This window comes from Shewanella carassii (genome assembly GCF_002777975.1).
GTDB classification, from domain to species: domain Bacteria; phylum Pseudomonadota; class Gammaproteobacteria; order Enterobacterales; family Shewanellaceae; genus Shewanella; species Shewanella carassii.
Genome location: NZ_NGVS01000014.1, coordinates 362,367 through 383,972, shown reverse-complemented (window position 1 = coordinate 383,972; position 21,606 = coordinate 362,367). Strand labels below are relative to the sequence as shown.

Below are 21,606 nucleotides of genomic sequence, written 5' to 3'. Positions count from 1 at the left end.
GTACTGACCCTGTCCAACGGCGCCAGCATCACCATTGCCGCCGGTCAAACCTCCGGCACCGTCACCGTTGCTGCACCCAGCGATGATGTATTTGTTGATGCGGAAACTCTGACCGTAGGTATAGATAATGCACAAGGTGGTAATTTTGAAAACCTGGATACCAGTGACACAGCTTCCACACTGGTAAATGACACTACCGACACAGTTTTTGCCCAGATCAGCGTAGACAAATCCAGTGTCGCTGAAGGTAATGAAATCACTTATACAGTGACTTTGGTCGATGCCAACGGTAACCCGGTAACCCTTCCTAGTGGCGCTTCGGTTAGCGTTGCGCTTGATTGGGGTGGTACCGCATCTGCGGCAGATGTTGATAATTTACCTCCAAGCGTGACCATTACCGGTGATAGCCAGCAAAGCTTTACTGTTAATACCATTAACGATGGTGATTATGAAGACAGCGAAAATCTAAGCGTCGTCATTAGCGCTGTTACTGACGTTGATAATAGCCTTGAACAACTGGAGATAGGCAGCAACAACAGCGCCGACACCACCATTCTTGATGCCCAGAACCCACCAAGCATAGGTAACATCACCAATGTTGCCGTATCTGAAGAGGGGCTGAACGATGGTGCGCCGGATGAAGTCGGCGACACAGATACAACAGATGCAGTGATAGCCAACGGTACCATTGAGCTGCAAGATCCTGACAACGATGAGCTGGAAGTTACGCTTAGTGGCCCTGTCGGTATCACGTCAGGAGGCGTTGATGTTACCTGGAGTTGGGATGCCAGTACTCAAACCCTGACAGGCTCAGCCGGTTCTACTGTGGTGATGACCATATCGCTCACGGCTCCTGCGGGTAACAGCAGTGGTACTTGGGGTTATGAGGTCACACTGCATGCTCCACTGGATCATCCTGTAGCCAATGTTGAAGATGTGCTCAATTTGAACTTTGGCATTGATGTTGCCGATGGTTCAGGAGCAACAGACTCAAGTTCATTCCAGGTTACAGTTGAAGACGACTCACCTGTTGTCGATGTTGAACCTATCTTGGATGGGGTCAACACTGTTGGCACCTATACTGGGGTCATGAACACATCAGGAGCAGATAAAGACTATAGTGCCGATCTCAGCAGCAACGTAAACGGCTGGGATGCCGGTTCTCAAACCTACTTTGGTGCTTCTGATATCACGGCCGGAGGCAAAACAGTCTTCTTCTTTGTCGATCCAAACAACCCGGATCAACTGTTCGCTTATACAAGCAATGAAAGCCCTGCTACGGCCTATGATGCCTCTAACCCTGATCAGACGCTGATCTTTACCCTCAACACAGATCCAAACAGCGACAGCTATCAGCTGGATATATTGCAGAGCATAGACAAGCTGGAAGAGATAGACATTGGCGCGTTGGACGGAGGTAAAGGAGGCATCAGCGGTACCGTGTATGTCACTTATGACAACGCTACCGGTGCCTACAACATATACAACGATCCAAGCAAAGTGCCCTCTGATGCCGAAGTTGCCTTCACGCTTTATGGCCGCGATGGCAACGGAGACTTGGCCGATGTCAATGGTACAGACAACGGCTTTGGGGTGGCTAACCCTTGGGTTTCCGGTGGTGAGACCCTTATCGTTGACTATGCAGACACAGTAGCCAGTGCCAGCTTTAACTTCAACGTCGGTAATAACGACCCTGTGCTGGTGCACTACAAGGCCTATGACGCCAACGGTCAACTGCTGGGTGAAGGCGAAATCGGCCCCAACGAAGTTATCAGTGATTTGGGCGCTATCGCCTATATCGAGCTGAGTGCTGTAACGCCTGACGGTGCCAAATTCCAACTAACCGGCACAACCGCTCAGGAAATCGTCAGCTCCACAGAGCCTCTGGATCTGGACTTTGGCGTAGTGGTCACTGACAGTGATGGCGATCAAACCAACGGCAATCTGGATATTCACCTGGATGCTCCAGGAGGCGCTCCAGTCGCTATTACCTCCTATGCTCTGGCCAGTCTGGATGAATTTGGTTTGCAGGATGACAACCTGGATACAGATCAACAGTCACTGCGCTTCAAGGCTGGTGACAGTGAACTTTCAGACTTCGGCTTCAACTATCAAAATGGTGACTTCAGCGGTATTACAGTGGAAGGGATAAGAGAAAACTTCCCATTGAGCTGGCGCCTTGAGGGTGAGTATCTGATAGCTTCAATGCCGGGTAATGGCCCCAACAAAGATGTATTGAAGATAAGCCTGGATTGGTCTGCCATAGCGGCTGGCAGTGAAGGCAATATCATAGTCAACGCCGAGCTGATAGGGAATCTGCCTCATAGTATAGATGTCGACTCGCTGAAGATTTCAGGTATTGAGATTGTTGGTACAGATAACAGCAACCAAACCGCTGTATCGACTCTGGATGTTAAAGTCGAGAAGTACACGGCTGCTGTGGATGATTACCAGGAAATCAATGAAGATCAGCTGGCAAGCGGCAACATTTTTGACAATGACACAGGTGAACTAAACAATGGCCAAGACCTTGAGTTGGCGAGCTTTACTGTAGCCGGGGATAGCCAAGTCTACAGCGCAGGAGAAGAAGTCTCGGTTGAAGGTGGCACTCTGGTTATCAACCTGAATGGTAGTTATACCTTCACTCCGGAAGCCAACTGGAACGGTACTGTGCCCGTTATCACCTATGTGACCAACAATGGTGATACTGCGACCCTGACTATCGAGGTCAACAGTGTCAACGACGCTCCGATTATCGTTACCACAACCAATGCCGTTGTCTCTGAGGAAGGCTTGACCAATGGCCTACCGGATTCAAACGGCAGCAGCGATACCACTGACAGTACCACTGCAAATGGCACTATCCAACTTCAGGATGTGGATGGTGATGCACTAACTGTTAGCCTGACACCACCAAGCGGTATCACCTCAGGTGGCCAGACTGTTACCTGGCAGTGGGACGCTGCGACTCACACCCTGACAGGCTCTGTAGGTAACCTTGCAGTAATGACTGTGGTACTGACACCGCCAGCGGGTAATGGCAGTGGTGATTGGGACTATCAGGTCAATCTGTTGGGACCAATAGATCACCCAGATACCAGCATTGAAGATGTTAAAGATCTGACATTTGGTATCAGTGTCAATGACGGCAATGGCGGTACTGTCTCCGGCAGCTTCGTGGTCAGCGTTGAAGATGATGCGCCTTATATGCCGGATACTGCACCGGTAACGGCTACGACAACCGATATCCCGGGCACCCTGGTCGGTGCCTTCAATCTGACCGGTGACACTGATGATACAGGGCAACTGAACTTTGATGGTTTCACCATCACGGCCAGAGGTTTCACCTCATCTACCGATCACACTCTGACCTCTGCAAACATTAACAGCAGTAGTTCAGGCATAGGGGTTGCCAGTGTTGGCTCGCCATACCACAACATAGATAACGAAATAGATTTCCGGGAATTTGCCGATGGCACTGGGGTTTCTGAAGAGATCATCATAGATCTGGACCCCAATACCCTGGCGTTCGGCATGAAGATAGAGTTTGCCAACATCTTCGGAGGTGAGCTTGAAAGCGGTGTGGTTGAGTTCTGGCGTGATGGCCAACTGATATCCAGCCAAACTTTCAGCTCTGATAAAAGCAACGGTGACTATGCGGCTGACTTTAACGTGCAAGATGGCGGCTTTGATAGAGTAGTTATCAAGGCAACCGACAACGGTAAAGCTCCCAGCCATGGAGACAACAGTGACTTCACCATCAAATCCTTAGAGTTCACTGGCACAGGCGACGCCCCAGCAATCGCCTATGCCTCTGGTGAAGTAACGGCCCAATGGGGCGCTGATGGCCAAGGCAGCCTTGCACTGGCCGGTATGACAGACACATCCCTGGTGACCGCCGGCGGGGAAGCCGTTGAAGTGACCCTTTCAGGCAATACTTTGCTAGGTCAAACAGACTCGGGCGACTTGGTCTTTAAGCTGGAATTCACCCCTGGCACGGGTCACTGGGACTTCTATCAGTACCAGACGATGCAGGGCACCGAAGACGGCGACCTGGACTTTGCGGTCACGGTAACCGATGCCGATGGCGACTCTTACAGTGGCAATATCGCTGTGGTGCCTGTATTTAACTATCAGGTCACTGAAGCGGGCCCAGGCGATCAAACGCTCAATTTGGGTAACGCCGAAGATATCGTTATCGGCGACCTGGATGGCTCAGTCGTGGTTCCCGGGCAGGATTACAATATCGCCTTTATGGTCGATAGCTCAGGAAGTATTGGTAATTCGGCTATGGAGGCGATGAAACTTCAGTTGGCTCAAGTATTTGAGACACTGAAAGCCAGCGCCGATTCAGATAATGCCGGCACAGTTAACATATTCCTGACCGATTTCGACTCTCAAGCTAATTTGTCAGTCAGCGTCGACCTGGGAGATCCAGATGCGCTGAGTAAGCTCCAAACCGTTATCGATAGCATGGATGGAGATTATTGGACCGGTGGTGGCACCAACTATGAAGATGTTATCAAGACAACGGCCAACTGGTTCCACAGCGATACGGCTCTTGCCAACAGTAACGCTGAGAATCTGGCATTCTTTATCACGGATGGCGCGCCATCTGTCTATCAGTACTATGAGGATACCAACCCGATAGTCAATCGAAAGACTGGCGAGACTCTGGATGACTTGGTCAACGTCAATAACTTTACTCTGGGTGAGGCGTTTTACGCCAATATCGGAGGACAGCCGAGACTAATCATAGATGCCGACGGAAATCTTTATCAATGGAGCCAAGGTCGTGGAGGCTGGAGTTCGCAAAATATTGGCGATATTCGGGCGCAAGGAGACGGTACTTACGAGATATCAAGCACCTTCAATGGTAATTACTGGGCATTGCAAAACGCCCTAAGTGCCCTGCCATTACTGACAGGCAATGGTGTCATTGTGCAAGCCATAGGTATAGGTAACAATATTTCGACTGACACATTGCAACAGTTTGACAGTGATGGAGTTGTCCAAACCAATGTCTCTGCCGATGAACTTGCCGACGCGATTCTCGGCAATGAAATCACCGATATGCCTGGCTCAGATACCTTGGATGGCGGTGCGGGTAACGACATCATCTTCGGTGATGTGATTCGCTTTGATGGCATTCAGGGCCAGGGTTACAGCGCACTCAAAGCCTTTATTGCCGGCGAGTTGGGCCAAAGCGATGCAACCGATGCTGAAATTCACAATTTTATCAGCGAGCATCCTAACCTGTTTGATAAGTCAGGCATTAATGATATGGGTGACATCATCCGCGGCGGCGAGGGCAGCGATATCCTCTTTGGCCAAGGCGGTAATGATGAACTCTACGGCGACAATGGTAATGACATGCTGTTCGGTGGTAATGGCAACGACCTGCTGGTTGGCGGCAATGGTGATGATTGGCTCACAGGTGGCCAAGGCGTAGATACCTTCAGCTGGAAAGCAGGCGAAACCGGCACTGACCATATCACTGACTTTGAAGTTAACAAAGATAAGCTGGATCTCAGCGATCTGCTGTTGGGTGAAGAGCACAACTCACTGGAGCAATATTTCCAGTTCAGCGTCGAAGATGGTAATACCACCATCTCTATCGATGTGGATCTCAATGGTGAATTTGATCAGCATATAGTGCTCGATGGCGTTGACCTATTCGCCACTTATGGCAGTGATGAAAGTGACATCATTAATGGCCTGCTGGGAAGTAACAGCAGTGATAGCCCACTGATTGTCGAGACTCAATCGGCCAATCCCAGTGCGTCTTACGTCAGCCAAAGTAGCTCTTCTGGGCTGGAAGAGCCTAAAACACTGGACTCAGTAATCTAAAAGTCCGGTGGTTTGAATGGCAGCCCATATTGCAATTCGCAATATGGGCTGCCATGGCTGATACTAGAATTAATGATATAAAACGGAAGGATAAGTTGTTCTGTGACCGCATCCGCTTCTCCTAAACCTGAGCAATGGACCATTTCGGCTTCTCAGCGAGTCACGGTTGATCCCCTGCTCGATAGTCTGGTTCTATTGACAGAGTACTTTGGCTGCCCCTGTTCCAGTGAGTCTTTGGCAGCGGGTCTTCCTCTGTCTTCTGCAGTTTTATCTCCGGAACTGGTACCACAAGCCGCAGCCAGAGCTGGTCTGACGGCAAAACTTTCCCGTAAAGGTCTGAATCAGGTTACTGCCATTCAGTTACCCTGTATTTTACTCTTGAAAGACAAGAAGGCTTGCATCCTACGCGAGCTGGATCTGGAGCAACAACATGCGGTGATCCAATTACCTGAGACCGGCGGTGAACAACGCCTATCTATAGAAGAGTTGGAAACCCTCTATGTAGGCTATCTGTTTCTGGTAAAACAACAGTACCGTGGCGATATGGGGTTTGATGTTTATCATCATGACCACAGTAAACACTGGCTACTGCAAACCATTAAAGACTCGGCCCCCATTTATCGTGATGCCCTGATAGCCTCAATTCTGGTGAATCTATTCGCGCTGGTTTCACCGCTGTTTATCATGAACGTCTACGATAAAGTGGTGCCCAACCTGGCATTCGAATCACTGTGGGTTCTGGCTATCGGAGCCGGTATTGCTTACCTATTTGACTTGGTCATGAGACAGCTGAGAAGTTATCTGATCGACATTGCCGGTAAGAAAGTCGATATCATAGTGTCCTCGCGCCTGTTCTATAAGGCGATAGGTATTCCTCTGGAAAACCGTTCTCCCAGTATTGGTGGCATGGCGCGTCAGTTAGGTGAGTTTGACAGCATCAGGGAGATCCTCACCTCGGCAACAATAACCACGCTGGTCGATCTGCCCTTTGCATTGTTGTTTGTGTTGATCATCTATCTGGTTGCTGGCGATCTGGCGTTGATCCCCCTTGTCGCTAGCCTCATCATCATCGGCTATACCTTAATTGTTCAACCCAGGCTCAAGACAGCCATTGAGGAAAGCAATAAATTTGCCAGCCTCAAGCACGGCCATTTGATTGAGAGTCTCGCCTCTCTGGAGTCCATCAAGTCATACGGAGCGGAAGGCCTGGTACAAAAAGCCTGGCAGCAGATGATAGGTCACACAGCCAACTGGCAGCTGCGCTCGAAAAAGCTTTCCAACTCCGTAGCCAATGTCGCCAACTTTGTGGTGCAACTAACCGTTGTCAGTGTGGTCATTCTCGGGGTCTACCGGGTTGCCGATAATGATATATCCATGGGTGGGATCATTGCCGCTGTGATGCTTGCCAGCAGGGCCGTTGCACCTATGGCACAGCTGGCTAATTTAATGACCCGAGCCAACCAAACTGCCAGCGCGTTGAGACAGCTGGATCAGATCATGACCCAAGAAGATGAATTTGAAAACAAAGGTCACCTGGTCAGCAAACAGCGTCTGATGGGCAAGATTGAGGCCGATAATCTCAGTTTCAGTTACCCAAGTTCAGAAAAAACGGTTTTAAATCCCTTTTCGTTGCGAATTAACCCTGGTGAACGTATCGCCATCATAGGCCGCAACGGCAGTGGCAAGAGTACCTTGGCCAAACTACTTATCGGACTGTTCAAACCCAGCAATGGTAGCCTGAGGTACGATGGCATAGACAGCGCCCAGATCCACCCGAGCGATCTACGCCGTAACTTCGGCTATCTGCCACAGGATGTCACCCTGTTCCACGGTTCAGTCAGGGACAATATTCTCTTCGGTACCCGTCAGGTCACCGAGCATCAATTGATCCGAGCCGTACAACTCTCAGGAGTCAATCTGTTTACCGATATGGAATCAGAAGGCTTGGATCAACAAGTAGGTGAAGGCGGACATTCTCTATCCCGAGGCCAGCGGCAAATAGTGGCCTTAGCCAGAGCCATTCTCAATGACCCGCCGGTGCTGTTAATGGATGAGCCCACAGCCAGTTTGGATGCCAGGGCCGAGAAGCAATTTATGCGTTCTATGCATAATGTCAGCCGTGATAGAACCCTGATCATTATCACTCACAAAATGCACTTGCTGAACTTAGTGGACCGTATCATAGTGATGGATAAGGGCCATATTATTGCCGATGGCCCGAAAAACCAAGTGCTTGAAAAGCTCAACCAAGGGCTGATGGCAGGAGGCAAGTAACATGAGCAAGCACCTGACTTCTGATGACTTGGAAATGGTAGACGATGTCTACGGCGCCATGATGACAGATGCTCCCACCAGCCACAGATTGATCATCTGGTCGCTGGCAGCCATGATGCTCTGCTTCCTCACTTGGGCCTATTTCGCCTCCCTCGACCGAGTCACCAAGGGCACGGGTAAAGTGATCCCCTCTTCCCAGGTACAGGTCATCCAAAGCCTGGATGGCGGCATTTTGAAAGAGATGTACGTTCAAGAAGGTATGCTGGTCAAACAGGGGGAGCCCCTGGTACGCATAGACGATACCCGTTTCCGTTCCGATGCCGCCCAGCAAGAACAAGAGGTCTATAGCTTGCAGGCCAATGTTATTCGCCTGCAGGCCGAGCTGAACAGCATCTTCATCTCAGACATGACCAACGACTGGCGCGAACAGCTAAAGATCACCAAGATCCCGCTGGTATTTCCTGCCGAGCTGACAGAAAAAGAACCTGAACTGGTCAAGCGCCAACAGGATGAATACGCCGGCCGTCTGGATAATCTCAGCAACCAGGTGGAGATCCAAGCCAGGCAAATCCAGCAGCGGCAGCAGGAAACCGAAGAGTTAACCTCAAAAATCGGCACCCTCAGCACCAGTTATCGCTTGGTCAGCCGCGAGCTGGAACTGACCAAACCTTTGGCACAAAAAGGCATAGTGCCCGAAGTGGAACTCTTGAAGCTGGAACGCACGGTTAACGATATTCAAGGCGAACTAGCCACCCTCAGGGTGATGCGTCCCAAGCTCAAGGCCAACATGGATGAAGCCATTCTCAAACGCCGGGAAGCCGTATTGGTTTATGCCGCCGACTCCCGCGCACAACTGAACGAAATGCAGGCCAAGCTGGCAAGAATGAATGAGGCCCAGGTAGGCACCAAGGATAAAGTCAGCAAGGCCGTCATCACCTCTCCGGTGAATGGAACCATTAAAACCATAAATATCAACACATTAGGTGGAGTTGTTCAGCCAGGTATCGATATTATGGAGATAGTTCCTTCCGAAGACCAACTGCTGATCGAAACCCGAATTTTGCCAAAGGATATCGCCTTCCTGCATCCGGGACTGCCCGCCATAGTTAAGGTGACCGCCTATGATTTTACTCGTTACGGTGGGTTGAAAGGCACAGTGGAACAGATAAGTGCAGACACCACTCAGGATGAAGAAGGCAACAGCTTTTATTTGGTAAAAGTGCGGACCGAAGAGTCCAGTTTAATTAAAGACGATGGCACTGAGATGCCCATTATTCCCGGCATGTTGACCTCTGTTGACGTAATTACCGGGAAAAGAACTGTCCTTGAGTACATACTTAATCCCATTCTAAGGGCCAAAGAAACAGCGTTAAGAGAACGCTAGGCTCAAAGTCACAATAAACCTGGAGGGTTTAGCATGAACAAGAAAGTTACTCGGCTGGTGAAACCCAGTGCCTTGGCACTGGCGATTACCGGGCTGATGTTGCCCACGGCAGGGTTTAGTCAGACCCTGGAACAAGCCGTAGCGCAAACATTGGATACCAACCCGGAACTACGGCTCGCCTTTAACCGCTTCAAGGCTCGAGAAGAACAGGTAAACCAGGCCATAGCCGGTTACATGCCAACGGTAGATATTACCGGTGGCTACGGCTATGAATACACAGACAGTCCGGCCACTCGGCGTCGTTTGGCCGGCACCACGGATGATGAAATTGAACTCAAACGGGGTGAATTTGGCGTCAGTATCAAGCAGATGTTGTTCGATGGCTTCTTTACCAGCAGTGAAGTCGACAGATACAGCTTCGAAGCCAGTGCCGATCAATGGGCGCTGTTTGCCGCTGCCGAAGATATGGCGCTGGATGTTGCCAAGGTCTATATCAACTATATACGTACCGAGCAGGTATTGACGCTGGCCGAGAAGAACCTCAAGAGCCACCAGGATATCTACGAACAGATCAAGCAACGTACCGACTCAGGCCTAGGTTCTACCGCGGACCTGTCGCAAATCACGGGTCGTCTGGCCCGCGCCAACGCCAACGTGGTATCGGCACGCAATAACTTCCTCGATGCCAAGAGTCAGTTTTTCCGCATCACCCATCAGCAACCGGAAGACCTGATAGTACCGGTTCCGGATGCCGATATGTTGCCGGCAGACATAGACTCCAGCATCAAGATGGCCCAGGAGCACCATCCCATTCTCAAATCGGCCGCCAGTGATATCCGCGCCGCCGAATATGAGAAGTCTTCGGCTCAATCCAACTACTACCCCAAGATCACTCTGGAAGTAGAAGGCAACATGAACAACGACCTAGACGGTGAAGACGGTTATAGCCGGATCGCCAGCCAAAATGTCGGTGGTTACAACAATGACATTCTGGCTATGGTCAGGGTTCGTTACAATCTGTTTGCCGGTGGCCGCGACTTGGCTCGCGAGAAAGAGGCCAGCTACAAGATAGGTGAAGCGAAAGAGATCCGTGAGCGAGCCTATCGTGAAGTGGTTGAAGGTGCCAACCTCGCCTGGAACGCTTACGAGTTCCTGGGGCCACAGAAGCAATACATTCGCGATCATGTCATTGCCGCCAAGGACACTCAAGTCGCCTACTCACAGCAATTTAACCTGGGTCAGCGTACCCTGCTCGACTTACTGGATACCGAGAACGAGCTGTTTGAAGCCAGAAAAGACTATCTGACCGCCGAGTATGACGAAGTGATTGCCAAATACCGCGTACTCAATGCCACAGGACAACTACTCGACTCGCTTAGAGTCACTCGCCCCGATGTATGGAAAGGGGAGCGTGAATATGAAGGAGGAGTTAAATAATGAAACTCTTTATCACTCTGCTTAGCGTCGCCCTACTGGCGGGTTGCTCAATGCGTGACACTGTATCCATGGATCAACCGACGACTCAGGTCAACGACCTCAATGATCACGACAGAGACGGTGTTATCGAGGCCCGTGAGCGCTGCTCTGGTACCGTGGAAGGGGCCAACATTGATAACTACGGCTGTGGTAAGATCAAGCCTATCAATGAACGTTCCGAGTTGAAAATACTCTTTGCCAACGACTCCTTCTACATAGATCCTCAGTACTATGATCAAATTGGTGTCATTGCAGACTTTATGAAGCAATACCCCAGCACCAAGGTGACCATTGAAGGACACTGTAGCCGTACCGGCAGCTATGAGCATAACCTCGAGCTGTCACAGAATCGGGCAAACGCCGTAACCAAGGTACTTGAAGATCAATTCGGCATTACTGCCGATAGACTGACCGCCATAGGTTACAGTTACGATAAACCGGTAGATCCAACAGATACACAGTTGGCCCACAAGCGTAACCGCCGAGTGATCGCCGAAGTAACAGGCGAAGACACTATGGCCGATATGAAGTGGAACATCTACACTGTGGATCAAGAAGCGAAATAGGACCTTGATATCCCCATATGACAGGCAGGCTCAATCAGTATTCACTGCTCCGAAGGGTCTGCCATTATACAGTACTGGCATCGACTCTGGCCGTGTCATGCCTGTACGCTGCATCAACCCAACGACTCGATGCCAACAGCATTACCAGAACAATGGAATCTCACTATGGTGAGCGGGCTGGCCTCAGAGCCAGAGCCTGGTTCAAAATACTGGACGAGGCGCAAGGGTTGGACGATATGGGGAAAATCACCAAGGTAAACAACTTCTTTAACCTGTTTCGCTTTGTAGATGATAGCAAACTCTGGGGGATGGCTAACTACTGGGCCACCCCTTTAGAGTTTATCGGAGTAAATGGCGGTGACTGTGAAGACTTCTCCATTGCCAAATACTTCACTTTGCTGCAGTTGGGCATACCTGAAGACAAGATGCGCATCACCATGGTTAAGGCAACCAGTGTTAATCAGTACCATATGGTACTGGCCTATTATGAGACGCCCTCCTCTGTTCCACTCATTTTGGACAACCTGGATCGCGAGCTCAAACCGGCAACGCAACGCAGAGACCTGATCCCTGTGTACAGCTTTAACGGTAAACAATTGTGGCTAAACAAAGAGAAAGGACGCGGTGTATTGGCAGGCTCATCCGCTCGCTTAGAAAAGTGGAATGACCTGAGACACAGATTAGGGGCTGATCGCTTACGTCAGCCAAAATTAAAACTGGAGTAGCTACAGCAATGACACTGTTTCGACAGATATACTCGTTACTGTTTGGGCTGTTTCTCTTGGTTGTCGCCAGTGTGGGCTATGTACAATTCAATGAGACCCAGAACTTTCTGACTGAGCAGATGGAATCCGACCTTAATAATGTCAGCCACTCTTTAGGCTTGATGTTGGTTCCATCGTTGGAAGCCGGAGATCTCGCCACCGTAGAAACCATGGTCAATGTCATCTTCGAAGGTGGCTATTACCAAGAGGTTAAACTCACCTGGTTGGTCGACGGAAAACAGCAAACCTGGAATAACAATATCCGCATCGAAGATGTGCCCCAATGGTTTATCGATCTGGGGATCTTCACTCCATTACGTAAGGAAAGCACCATCACTTCGGGTTGGTTGCAGTTGGCCAAGCTGGAAATTACTGCGCACCCCGGGTTTGGCTACCACGAGTTATGGCGCATTATGAGCCACACCCTGATAGCCTTTTCAATCCTATTTTTGATTGCCATTCTGTTTGCACGCCTCGGCCTAACCTGGATCCTCAGTCCACTACACTCTATTGCCGAACATGCCAAGAGCATTGCCAAACGGGAATTCGGACCGGATATGCCGCTGCCCAAAACTCTGGAACTCAGAGATGTTGTCAACGCCTTCAACAGCATGTCGGCCCAGTTGAAAAAAATCTTCAGTTCCTTAGACGAAGAAGTCACCGCGCTGCGTAAGAAGAACCTGATCGATCAGGTATCCAACCTACCCAACCGCCAGTATATGATGGGCCGAATAGGTGGTTGGCTCGGCGAACCCGGCAGCGGCGCCCTGATGATGGCCAAGTTTGACTGGCTAGAAGAAGTCCACAGTAAATATGGTTATCAAGTAAGAGACGAAACCATCAAGCTGCTCTCGGAAAAACTGCAGCATGAACTGGGCGAAATCAGTGAATCTGTCATAGCTCGCATTGCCGCCTATGAATTCGCTTTCTTGGTTACCAATGTCGAGCGTGAACAGCTGAGTAAGTACCTGCAAACTCTGATCCGCACCATCAATCAGGAAATGGTCAAGGCGGGTTGCAAACCCAATGAAGACTACGCCATAGGTATTGCCGAGCGCATAGGACAGATGAACAGCTCTGAACTACTGGCACGCTCGGACAACGCCCTGCAAATCGCCCTCAAGGAAGGCAAGGTGTATCACTGGTTAGAGACCAATGAGCAGCAGTTGTTCAGCCGCGAACAATGGCGCGACAAGCTTACCGAAGCAATTAACCGTAAGCAGTTCCGTTTCCGTTGGCAGCCAGTGCACTATCAGGACTCTGACAACGTACTGCAACGGGAGCTTTTCTGTCAGCTGCAGATAGCTGACAAACTGGTACACGCCGGCCAGTTCATGCCCTATGTCGAGCTATTGTCCTTGGGTAGCCTGCTCGACCGCTGCCTGATTGAAAAGATCAGCGAAGATGAGTTGTTGGAGAAAAATGCCGAAGCTATTGCGGTTAACCTTACCCATCACAGCATCAGCGATCCCAAGTTCCATGAATGGCTCAATCATTTCCTGCGTAACAGTCGCCATGCAAGCCGGTTGGCCTTTGAATTACCGGAAGCCGCCATCTATACCGATATCGACGCCTGCCAGGCGCTGTGTACCGTTATCCGCGACAATGGCGCCAGCATAGGGATAGACCACTTCGGCCGTCAGTTCGGCTCCATGTCTTATCTGCAAAGCCTGCGGCCGGCTTACGTCAAGCTGGACCAATCCTTCGCACAATATGATGAAAACCAGCACAACAGCGAACTGTGCCGGGCACTGGTGAACGTGGCCCGAGGACTGGAAATCGATGTGATAGTCACAGGTATTCAGGAGAGAGGTCAGTTGGAGCGCTTTACGCCACTCAAGACCCAAGCATACCAAGGCTTTATTTCACCACCGGTGAATGTGGAGTAACTTGATTTAAGGCTCCGTTGTGGAGCCTTTCTCTTATCCTAAGCGGTTAGAGATAGAGAAGATCCAAAACACTTACGCACTTAGGATGAAGACAGGAAGGCTTTGAGTGTTAAAAACACCTACAAAAAAGCCCCTGATTTCTCAGGGGCTTAAGTGTTTTGGTCGGTGATAGAGGATTCGAACCTCTGACCCTCTGCTCCCAAAGCAGATGCGCTACCAGGCTGCGCTAATCACCGAAATACTGTATTGCTGGTTACCTTTGCATATAGAGGGTCACTCTCTGCTCCGCTCTGGTTGCCAAATCGGCATGCGCTACCAAACCGCGCTAATCACCGAAATACTTTCCAGCTGTTACCCGACTTGTAGTCAGATAAATAAAATTTGGTCGGTGATAGAGGATTCGAACCTCTGACCCTCTGCTCCCAAAGCAGATGCGCTACCAGGCTGCGCTAATCACCGTAAGTTTTGAAGCTGATTTGCTTCACGAAAGAAGTGGGGTGACTGATGGGACTTGAACCCACGACAACCGGAATCACAATCCGGGGCTCTACCAACTGAGCTACAATCACCACTGATATTTCTTTCACTGACACAGTCGAATCAAACTGGTGCGCCCAGAAGGATTCGAACCCTCGGCCTCACCCTCCGGAGGGGTGCGCTCTATCCAGCTGAGCTATGGGCGCCCGCCGTATCAGCGCCGCAAATAGTAGGAGGATTTACTCTCCATGTCTACACCTGATTTGCTTTTTTTCGATTGTTTGCTCAAGTTTTGACTCAAACGGTACAACAATTATTCGACACCAGCCAAAAAATTGACTTGGATAATACCGTATTTCATGCTATTCCTATCCTTTGATTGAAAAGCACACAACTATTATATTGCAATTATTCCTTGGCGGGTAACATGTTTAGGGATGACACTCTCCATCGGCATTCGGCTCAGGAACTATCGAGTTTAAAAAAACGGGTCATCAGACTCAAGCACCTGGCTGCCAAGTATAAAAGAGCCGAAGCCACCCAAAACGCACTGCTGGAAATCTCCAATATAGCCAATAAGGCGACCTCAATGGAGAGCTTCTATCAGGGCATGCACCTGCACCTAAAAAAACTCATCCGCGCCGACAATTTTTATATTTCCCTGCTCGATCCCCAGAGAAAAGCTCTGGAGCTGCCTTTTTTTTCCGATGAGAAAGACTCCCACCCATCCGAGCTCTATCCGGAACAAGAGCTGTCTGATCTTTTAATGCAGGGCCTCACCGGCTATGTGCTGCGAACCGCCAAGCCCCTGCTTTGTGATGAACGCAAGGCTGAAAAATTAGCCGCCACAGGTGAAATTAAGACACTTGGATCACCTTGCCATCAGTGGTTAGGGGTGCCCATCATGCAAAATGGTAATTCCATTGGTGTCTTGGTGGTACAGAGCTATGATCCGGCCAGCTCTTACGGCGAGATGGAGTTTGAATTGATGACCTTCATCAGTCATCACATCGCCGGAGCCATGGAACGGTTAAGACATCATGAACAACTGGAACAAGCCATTTCCCAGAGAACCCAGGAGCTAAGCCAGGCCTACGATAAACTGAAACAGGAGGTCTATGAGAGACGCCGCGCCGAGAGACTACAACAGTCTTTGTTTGAAATAGCCGAACTCTCCTCTTCCAATCTGGATGACAGTGAGTTTTATATCGAGTTGCACCGAGTTCTCAGCCATCTGCTCCCCGCGAGCAACTGTTATATAGCTCTGCTGAATGACACAGCCACCGAATTACGATTTCCCTTCTACGTATCCCAACTAGGCAAACAGCCTCCCAAAAGCCGTCCACTAATGGATGGACTGGTGGAGTACCTGCTCAGATTAAAACGCCCGATATTATTGGGCCAGAGCGATATTCAATCCTTAGTCAAGGTTAAAGAGATTTATAGTAAAGCCCCAGAACTCAATCATACCCAGAGCATGCACCAGTGGATTGGCGTACCACTGTTTATTCAAGACAGGATTGCTGGCGCCCTGACCATCTATAGTTTCAGCATGCACCAGAACTATCAGTTCAAGGATCTCGAGCTCTTGACCTTTGTGTCGCAGCATATAGCCACGGCCATCGAACGTAAACTAGCCACTGAAGCCCTAAAGCGCAGCAACGAGGAGCTGGAAGAAAAGATCCTGGAGCGCACCCGTGAATTGGCCAACGCCAACCAAGAACTGCAAAAAGAGATCTCCCAACGTCGCAAGGCTGAGCAACAACTGCTGCACGATGCCAAACACGATGGTCTAACGGGTCTGCCCAATCGACTGATGTTTATGGAACGCTTGAGCCAGGCAGTTAAGCATAACCGCCGCCATGTACAAGATAGGTTCGCCATCCTGTTTATCGACCTTGACCGTTTCAAGTTGATTAACGATACCCTGGGGCATCTGGAAGGCGACAAGTTTCTGGTTGAGACCGCCATCCGCCTCAAGTTTTGTATTCGCGACAACGACACTCTTGCTCGTCTCGGTGGCGATGAGTTTGTGATTTTGCTGGATGGCCTGCGTACGGCCGACGATGCCAAGGAAGTCGCCGAGCGGATCCTCAAAGAACTTTCTCGCCCCTATGAACTGGCCAATAAACAGTTCAACTCCGGCGCCAGTATTGGTATAGCCGTCAGTGGTCATCATAGGGATGACACCAGCGAATCCATTCTGCGAGATGCCGACACTGCCATGTATATGGCCAAGACGCGCGGCAAGGGTTGCTATGTTGTGTTCGATGAGAAATCACATCAGCAACTCATGCAGGATGTGAGTTTGGAAAATGAATTGAGAAACGCACTGGATAGCCAGCACATTCGGCTAAGCTACTTCCCGGTGCAGGATCTCGAGACCGGGCAGCTACAAGCCCTGGATGTACGCCTGTATTGGCCTCATCCACAACACGGTAAAATCAAACAACCACAACTCGCCAATTTGGCAGAGCAGGCCAACTTGCAGCTGGAGTTGGATAGATATGCGATAGAGGCGCTCAACAGTGAACTGCCCAAACTGCAACTGGCCACGGGTACCAAGTTGCATCTGGCCATCTGTAGCCAACACCTTAAGCATAAACATGCGCTGCGCAGTCTGAAAAACAGCCTAAGAAACTGCCGCTTCCCACTTACCGATCTCTGCCTGTTTTTCAACGAACAAGCCTTATCTAGAGATCTGGAAAACCATATCAATGGTTTTGAAGTACTTAAACGCTTGCGGGTCACCCTGGGGATCACCGGCTACGGTAGTGGTTACAGCCCTTTGGTTAGCCTGTCTTTCTTACCAGTCAATATTTTGAAGCTCGATGCCAGCCTGGTGTCACATCTGCAGAGCCCTCATCATAAACGCTTGCTCAAAGCGATCCACTTGAGTGCCGGCGCACTGGAGCTTGAATTGGTATTGGATGGCGTCAACACTCAAGAACAGAAACAGCAACTGACACAGATAGGCTTTAATGCTGGCCAGGGACAGGCGCTGGGCCATCGTTTGAGCACTACAGACAGTCATAATAACAGTACCGAGAGCATAGATACGACATCCCAGGTTTGTGCCTGAATAGAGCCTTGAAGACGACTCTAACAGTTACTTCTTGAACATATCCCGCAGGTTGGCAATATTGGCCTTGCCGGTTTCCATTCGTTGCTGCTCACTCTGTTGCGGCTTGCGATTTTCCCAGATAAGGTCGTCCTGAGGCAGTTCCATCAAGAAGCGGCTGGGTTCGCAACGCATGGTTTCGCCGAATTGGCGCCGCTCACGGCAGAGCATAAACCACAGCTCTTTCTGAGCCCGGGTGATGCCAACATAAGCCAGACGCCGCTCTTCATCGACATTGTCTTCATCTATGCTGGTTTGATGCGGCAGAATTCGCTCTTCCACCCCCACCATAAACACATAAGGAAACTCCAGTCCCTTGGAGGCGTGCAGCGTCATCAACTGCACCTGATCGCCGCCTTCATCCTCATTGTTTCTTTCCATCATGTCTCTAAGCGTCAGCCTATTGACCACTTCGGGCAGGCTCATGGGCTCATCCAGGTCATCACCGGCCAGCATCTCTGTCACCCAGCGATACAGCTCGGAGATGTTCTTCATTCGCATCTCGGCTGCCTTGGCGCTGGTGCTGGTCTCGTAGAGATAGTCTTCGTAGTTTATCTTGCGGATCAACTGTTTGATGGCATCAACCCCCTCACCGCGTTGAGCAATTTCACCGGTATCGACGATGAAGCGACCAAACTCATACAGTGAGCCCATGGCCGCCGGAGGCAGGTGATGATTCAATTCAGCGTCGAAAATCGCCTCAAACATGGAGATATGTTTCTGGTTGGCGAAATTCCCCAATTTTTCCAAGGTTGCCGGACCAATTCCGCGCTTAGGGAGGTTGACGATACGCAGAAAGGCGTTATCGTCATCCGGATTCACCACCAAGCGCAGATAGGCCATGATGTCCTTGATTTCGGCTCTGGCAAAGAATGAGGTGCCACCGCTAAGCTTATAGGGAATACGGTTAGTCATCAGCGCCCGCTCCAACAAGCGAGACTGGTGATTTCCCCGATAGAGAATGGCGTATTCACCATAGCTGGTCTTACCCATAAACTTGTGGCGAATGATTTCGGCCACCACCCGCTCCGCTTCCTGCTCTTCATTGGCGGCAAACAGTACCCGCAGCGGCTCGCCATAGGCCAACTCACTGAACAGCGACTTATCATACACATGGGGATTGTTGGCGATCAGAATATTGGCCGCCCTCAATATCCGCTGGCTGGAGCGATAGTTTTGTTCCAGCTTAATGAGCTTGAGCTCAGGAAAGTCTTTGCCCAGCAGCACCAGGTTTTGTGGCTTGGCACCACGCCAGGAGTAGATGGACTGGTCATCATCGCCTACCACAGTAAAACGCGCCCGCTCTCCCACCAACAATTTAACCAGTTCATACTGGCTGGTGTTGGTATCCTGATATTCATCCACCAGCAGATAACGGATCCTCGCCTGCCAACGGGCTCTAACATCGGCGTTATGCCGCAGCAATAGGGTCGGCAGCAGGATAAGATCGTCAAAATCCAGTGCATTGTAAGCCTTCATGTGCTGGGCATAACGCTGATACAAAAGTGCAAACAGTTGCTCCTGTTCACCCTTGGCTATCTTGCGGGCATGATCCGGGATCACCAAGCCCCCCTTCCAATTGGAGATCATGGTCGCCAACGCCCGCAGCAGATCTTTATCCTCCTGCAGCTCGTCCTGAGTCAGCTCTTTGAGTAGCGCCAAGGTGTCCTGATCATCGAACAGAGAGAAGCCGGCTTTGAGGCCCAATGTCTTGTGTTCACGCTTGATGATTTCCAACCCCAGAGTATGGAAGGTAGAGATCCACAACCCCCTGGCTTCCTTGCGGCCCATGGATTGAGCCACCCGCTCTTTCATCTCCCGTGCTGCCTTGTTGGTAAAAGTCACAGCGGCGATATGCTTGGCCTGATAACCACACTTCTGCACCAGATGGGCTATCTTGTTGATGATAACCCGGGTTTTGCCACTGCCGGCTCCAGCCAATACCAGGCAGGGACCGGAAACATAATGGACGGCTTCATTCTGGGCAGGATTGAGCTTCATAGGTTATCGATATCTCACACAAGGCAGGTTTAGAGGCTGAGATCATACCAGAATCAGTGCCGGAGGCAGCCCCAAAATCCCCTTAGGGAAGGTGCGAATAAGTCCTCGTGGCACTCTGGCTTGCACAGCAATTGGCATTCAAGGCATCTGACTGAAGGCATGCTGGGGCCTGGCGAGGTCGGATAACGCAGAGAGCCGGTTGCTGTGAAATCCCCAAAGGGCGTGGCTTACAGACCTGCCTGCTGTGTTCTGCTTCTTGCAAAGGACTAGGGCCATTTGCTGCGAACCACGCCTTGCATCTAGGCCTGTAAACCGACACAGAGCACACATGGGACTTGTTCGCACCTTCCTTCGGTTAACCTTGGGTTCAGTACGGCCTATAAGTTACAATCAGTTAAAACCTTACCAGTGGATTAAAGAGATGATCAACCCCAAGAAAATTGAAGAAATGGCCAAACAGCTGAGCGAAAACCTGCCTTCAGGGCTGAAGCAATTTGCCGGTGAGTTTGAGGAACGCAGCAAGCAAGTACTGCAACACCAGTTGCTGAAACTGGATCTGGTCTCCCGGGAAGAGTTTGAAGTACAGCAGCATGTATTGCTCAAGACCCGCGAAAAGCTGGAAGCCCTGCAAGCCAGAGTCGAGGCACTGGAAACCAAGGCTGAGCAAGCGGAGTAATACATCTCGCCCAAGAATAGATAAGGCCGCTCATGAGCGGCCTTATGTTTTAATACGGCTAAAGTTAGAGCATATGCCGATAGCCCAGAGTAAAGGCGATATCCGTGCTGTTATCCATGTTGAGGAAGTTTTCAATCACAGTGAACTCTATGGCACCGCGATCTAGATAATAACGGTAGCCCAGCAAGGCTTCATTGGAGGCTTCAGAGAAGTCATCATCGGCCTCTGTCATCCCCTCATATCTGTGGTACTCCAGCATCCAACCATGACGACCAACACGATATTCATAGCCTAGGCCAAGCATCAAAGCGTTGGACTCATAGGGCATATCCGACAACACTTCCTCATCCTCACGGAAGCTCAAGCCGAGTGTTGAATGGAAGTTGTGCCGACCGTTGCGATAGCTGTAGTTAAGCTGCAACGCCTGTTCAAAGTTCTCATTGGCAAAAGGGCCCGAACCCACATAGTTGTAATACAGACTGGCCCCAACAGACAGACCATGGTGCTCGTTTTGCAGCAGTTGATACCCCAGGTAGATATTGAAGGCGTTATTCATCGTCTCGCCACCAAAATCACTGAGATTGATATCGTGTTGCTTGGAGTAAATCTGATTCTGATTTCGCGGTTGATGTTCACGCCCATTCTGATCGAAGCCGAAGGCATCGTGAAACCACATGGTCAGCGAATCCAAATGATTATTGCCACTGAAACGCCAAGTGTAGTTGGCATCCAGCATCCAGCGGTCATCGATTTGCCACTTGAGACCCGCAGTCAAAGCGTTGTGATAATAGTCGGCCAGATAATCGTCTGTCTCGGCCCAGACACTGGCCATATTACCGGTCAGATACCACTCTTTTTGCCCCTCGGCCATGGAAAAGCCCGAGCGCAACATAGGAGTCAGACTACTGGACTGCAGGGGAGACTGGGCGTAGACCCGCAGCGGACCATAGTCGTCAAAATCGGCCAGTTCGGCATGCAGGGGCAAACAGAACACAGCCGGCATCCAACAGATTTTGGAAAAGTACTTCATAGGAATCTTCACAGCAGATTGTATAGGCGGTTATTTTAAATGACTGCAGCATTGATTCACACTCATTATAGATGTTTCAATTACGACCACATTGTCAT

The 21,606-nt window shown here is 50.3% G+C and carries 11 protein-coding genes and 4 tRNA genes; 9 read left to right on the top strand and 6 right to left on the bottom strand.

What is annotated here, in order from left to right:
* The 7 genes from CBE72_RS10350 to CBE72_RS10320 form a co-directional block, all read left to right on the top strand.
* The coding region (locus CBE72_RS10350; RefSeq protein WP_157929061.1) for an immunoglobulin-like domain-containing protein at positions 1-5,850 on the top strand (5,850 nt) is incomplete at its 5' end.
* 102 nt (positions 5,851-5,952) lie between these two features.
* Positions 5,953-8,124 carry a type I secretion system permease/ATPase gene (locus CBE72_RS10345; protein ID WP_100143454.1) on the top strand — a complete coding sequence of 724 codons (2,172 nt, stop codon included), beginning with the start codon at positions 5,953-5,955 and terminating at the stop codon, positions 8,122-8,124.
* Between the two features lies 1 nt (position 8,125).
* Positions 8,126-9,508 carry an HlyD family type I secretion periplasmic adaptor subunit gene (locus CBE72_RS10340; protein ID WP_100143453.1) on the top strand — a complete coding sequence of 461 codons (1,383 nt, stop codon included), beginning with the start codon at positions 8,126-8,128 and terminating at the stop codon, positions 9,506-9,508.
* A gap of 33 nt (positions 9,509-9,541) precedes the next feature.
* Entirely contained in the window at positions 9,542-10,945 is a 1,404-nt protein-coding gene (locus CBE72_RS10335; RefSeq protein WP_100143452.1) for a TolC family outer membrane protein, read from the top strand.
* Positions 10,945-11,550 carry an OmpA family protein gene (locus CBE72_RS10330; RefSeq protein ID WP_100143451.1) on the top strand — a complete coding sequence of 202 codons (606 nt, stop codon included), beginning with the start codon at positions 10,945-10,947 and terminating at the stop codon, positions 11,548-11,550. Before CBE72_RS10335 ends, CBE72_RS10330 begins: the two co-directional genes overlap by 1 nt.
* 17 nt (positions 11,551-11,567) lie before the next feature.
* Positions 11,568-12,275 carry a transglutaminase-like cysteine peptidase gene (locus tag CBE72_RS10325; RefSeq protein WP_100143450.1) on the top strand — a complete coding sequence of 236 codons (708 nt, stop codon included), beginning with the start codon at positions 11,568-11,570 and terminating at the stop codon, positions 12,273-12,275.
* Positions 12,276-12,283: 8 nt separating this feature from the next.
* Positions 12,284-14,203 (top strand): bifunctional diguanylate cyclase/phosphodiesterase, encoded by a 1,920-nt coding sequence (locus CBE72_RS10320; protein ID WP_100143449.1) that lies wholly within the window; start codon positions 12,284-12,286, stop codon positions 14,201-14,203.
* Positions 14,204-14,362: 159 nt separating this feature from the next.
* Here CBE72_RS10320 and CBE72_RS10315 read toward each other — a convergent pair.
* The 4 genes from CBE72_RS10315 to CBE72_RS10300 form a co-directional block, all read right to left on the bottom strand.
* Positions 14,363-14,439 (bottom strand) — tRNA-Pro (locus tag CBE72_RS10315).
* Positions 14,440-14,585: 146 nt separating this feature from the next.
* Positions 14,586-14,662 (bottom strand) — tRNA-Pro (locus tag CBE72_RS10310).
* Between the two features lie 34 nt (positions 14,663-14,696).
* Positions 14,697-14,772, bottom strand: a tRNA-His gene (locus tag CBE72_RS10305).
* A gap of 37 nt (positions 14,773-14,809) precedes the next feature.
* Positions 14,810-14,886: transfer RNA gene (locus CBE72_RS10300), tRNA-Arg, on the bottom strand.
* 221 nt (positions 14,887-15,107) lie between these two features.
* Here CBE72_RS10300 and CBE72_RS10295 point away from each other — a divergent pair.
* Positions 15,108-17,762, top strand: coding sequence for a sensor domain-containing phosphodiesterase (locus CBE72_RS10295; RefSeq protein WP_100143448.1), 2,655 nt, complete (start codon positions 15,108-15,110; stop codon positions 17,760-17,762).
* A 27-nt stretch (positions 17,763-17,789) separates the two neighbouring features.
* Here the strand turns inward: CBE72_RS10295 and rep are convergent, their stop codons facing one another.
* Complete coding sequence (gene rep / locus CBE72_RS10290; protein WP_028780116.1) at positions 17,790-19,802, bottom strand: DNA helicase Rep; 2,013 nt, start codon at positions 19,800-19,802, stop codon at positions 17,790-17,792.
* Positions 19,803-20,223: 421 nt separating this feature from the next.
* Here rep and ubiK point away from each other — a divergent pair, with 421 nt between their 5' ends.
* Positions 20,224-20,478 (top strand): ubiquinone biosynthesis accessory factor UbiK, encoded by a 255-nt coding sequence (gene ubiK / locus CBE72_RS10285; RefSeq protein WP_071476427.1) that lies wholly within the window; start codon positions 20,224-20,226, stop codon positions 20,476-20,478.
* A gap of 64 nt (positions 20,479-20,542) precedes the next feature.
* Here the strand turns inward: ubiK and CBE72_RS10280 are convergent, their stop codons facing one another.
* Positions 20,543-21,508, bottom strand: coding sequence for a DUF3187 family protein (locus CBE72_RS10280; RefSeq protein ID WP_100143447.1), 966 nt, complete (start codon positions 21,506-21,508; stop codon positions 20,543-20,545).
* Positions 21,509-21,606 lie beyond the last annotated feature (98 nt).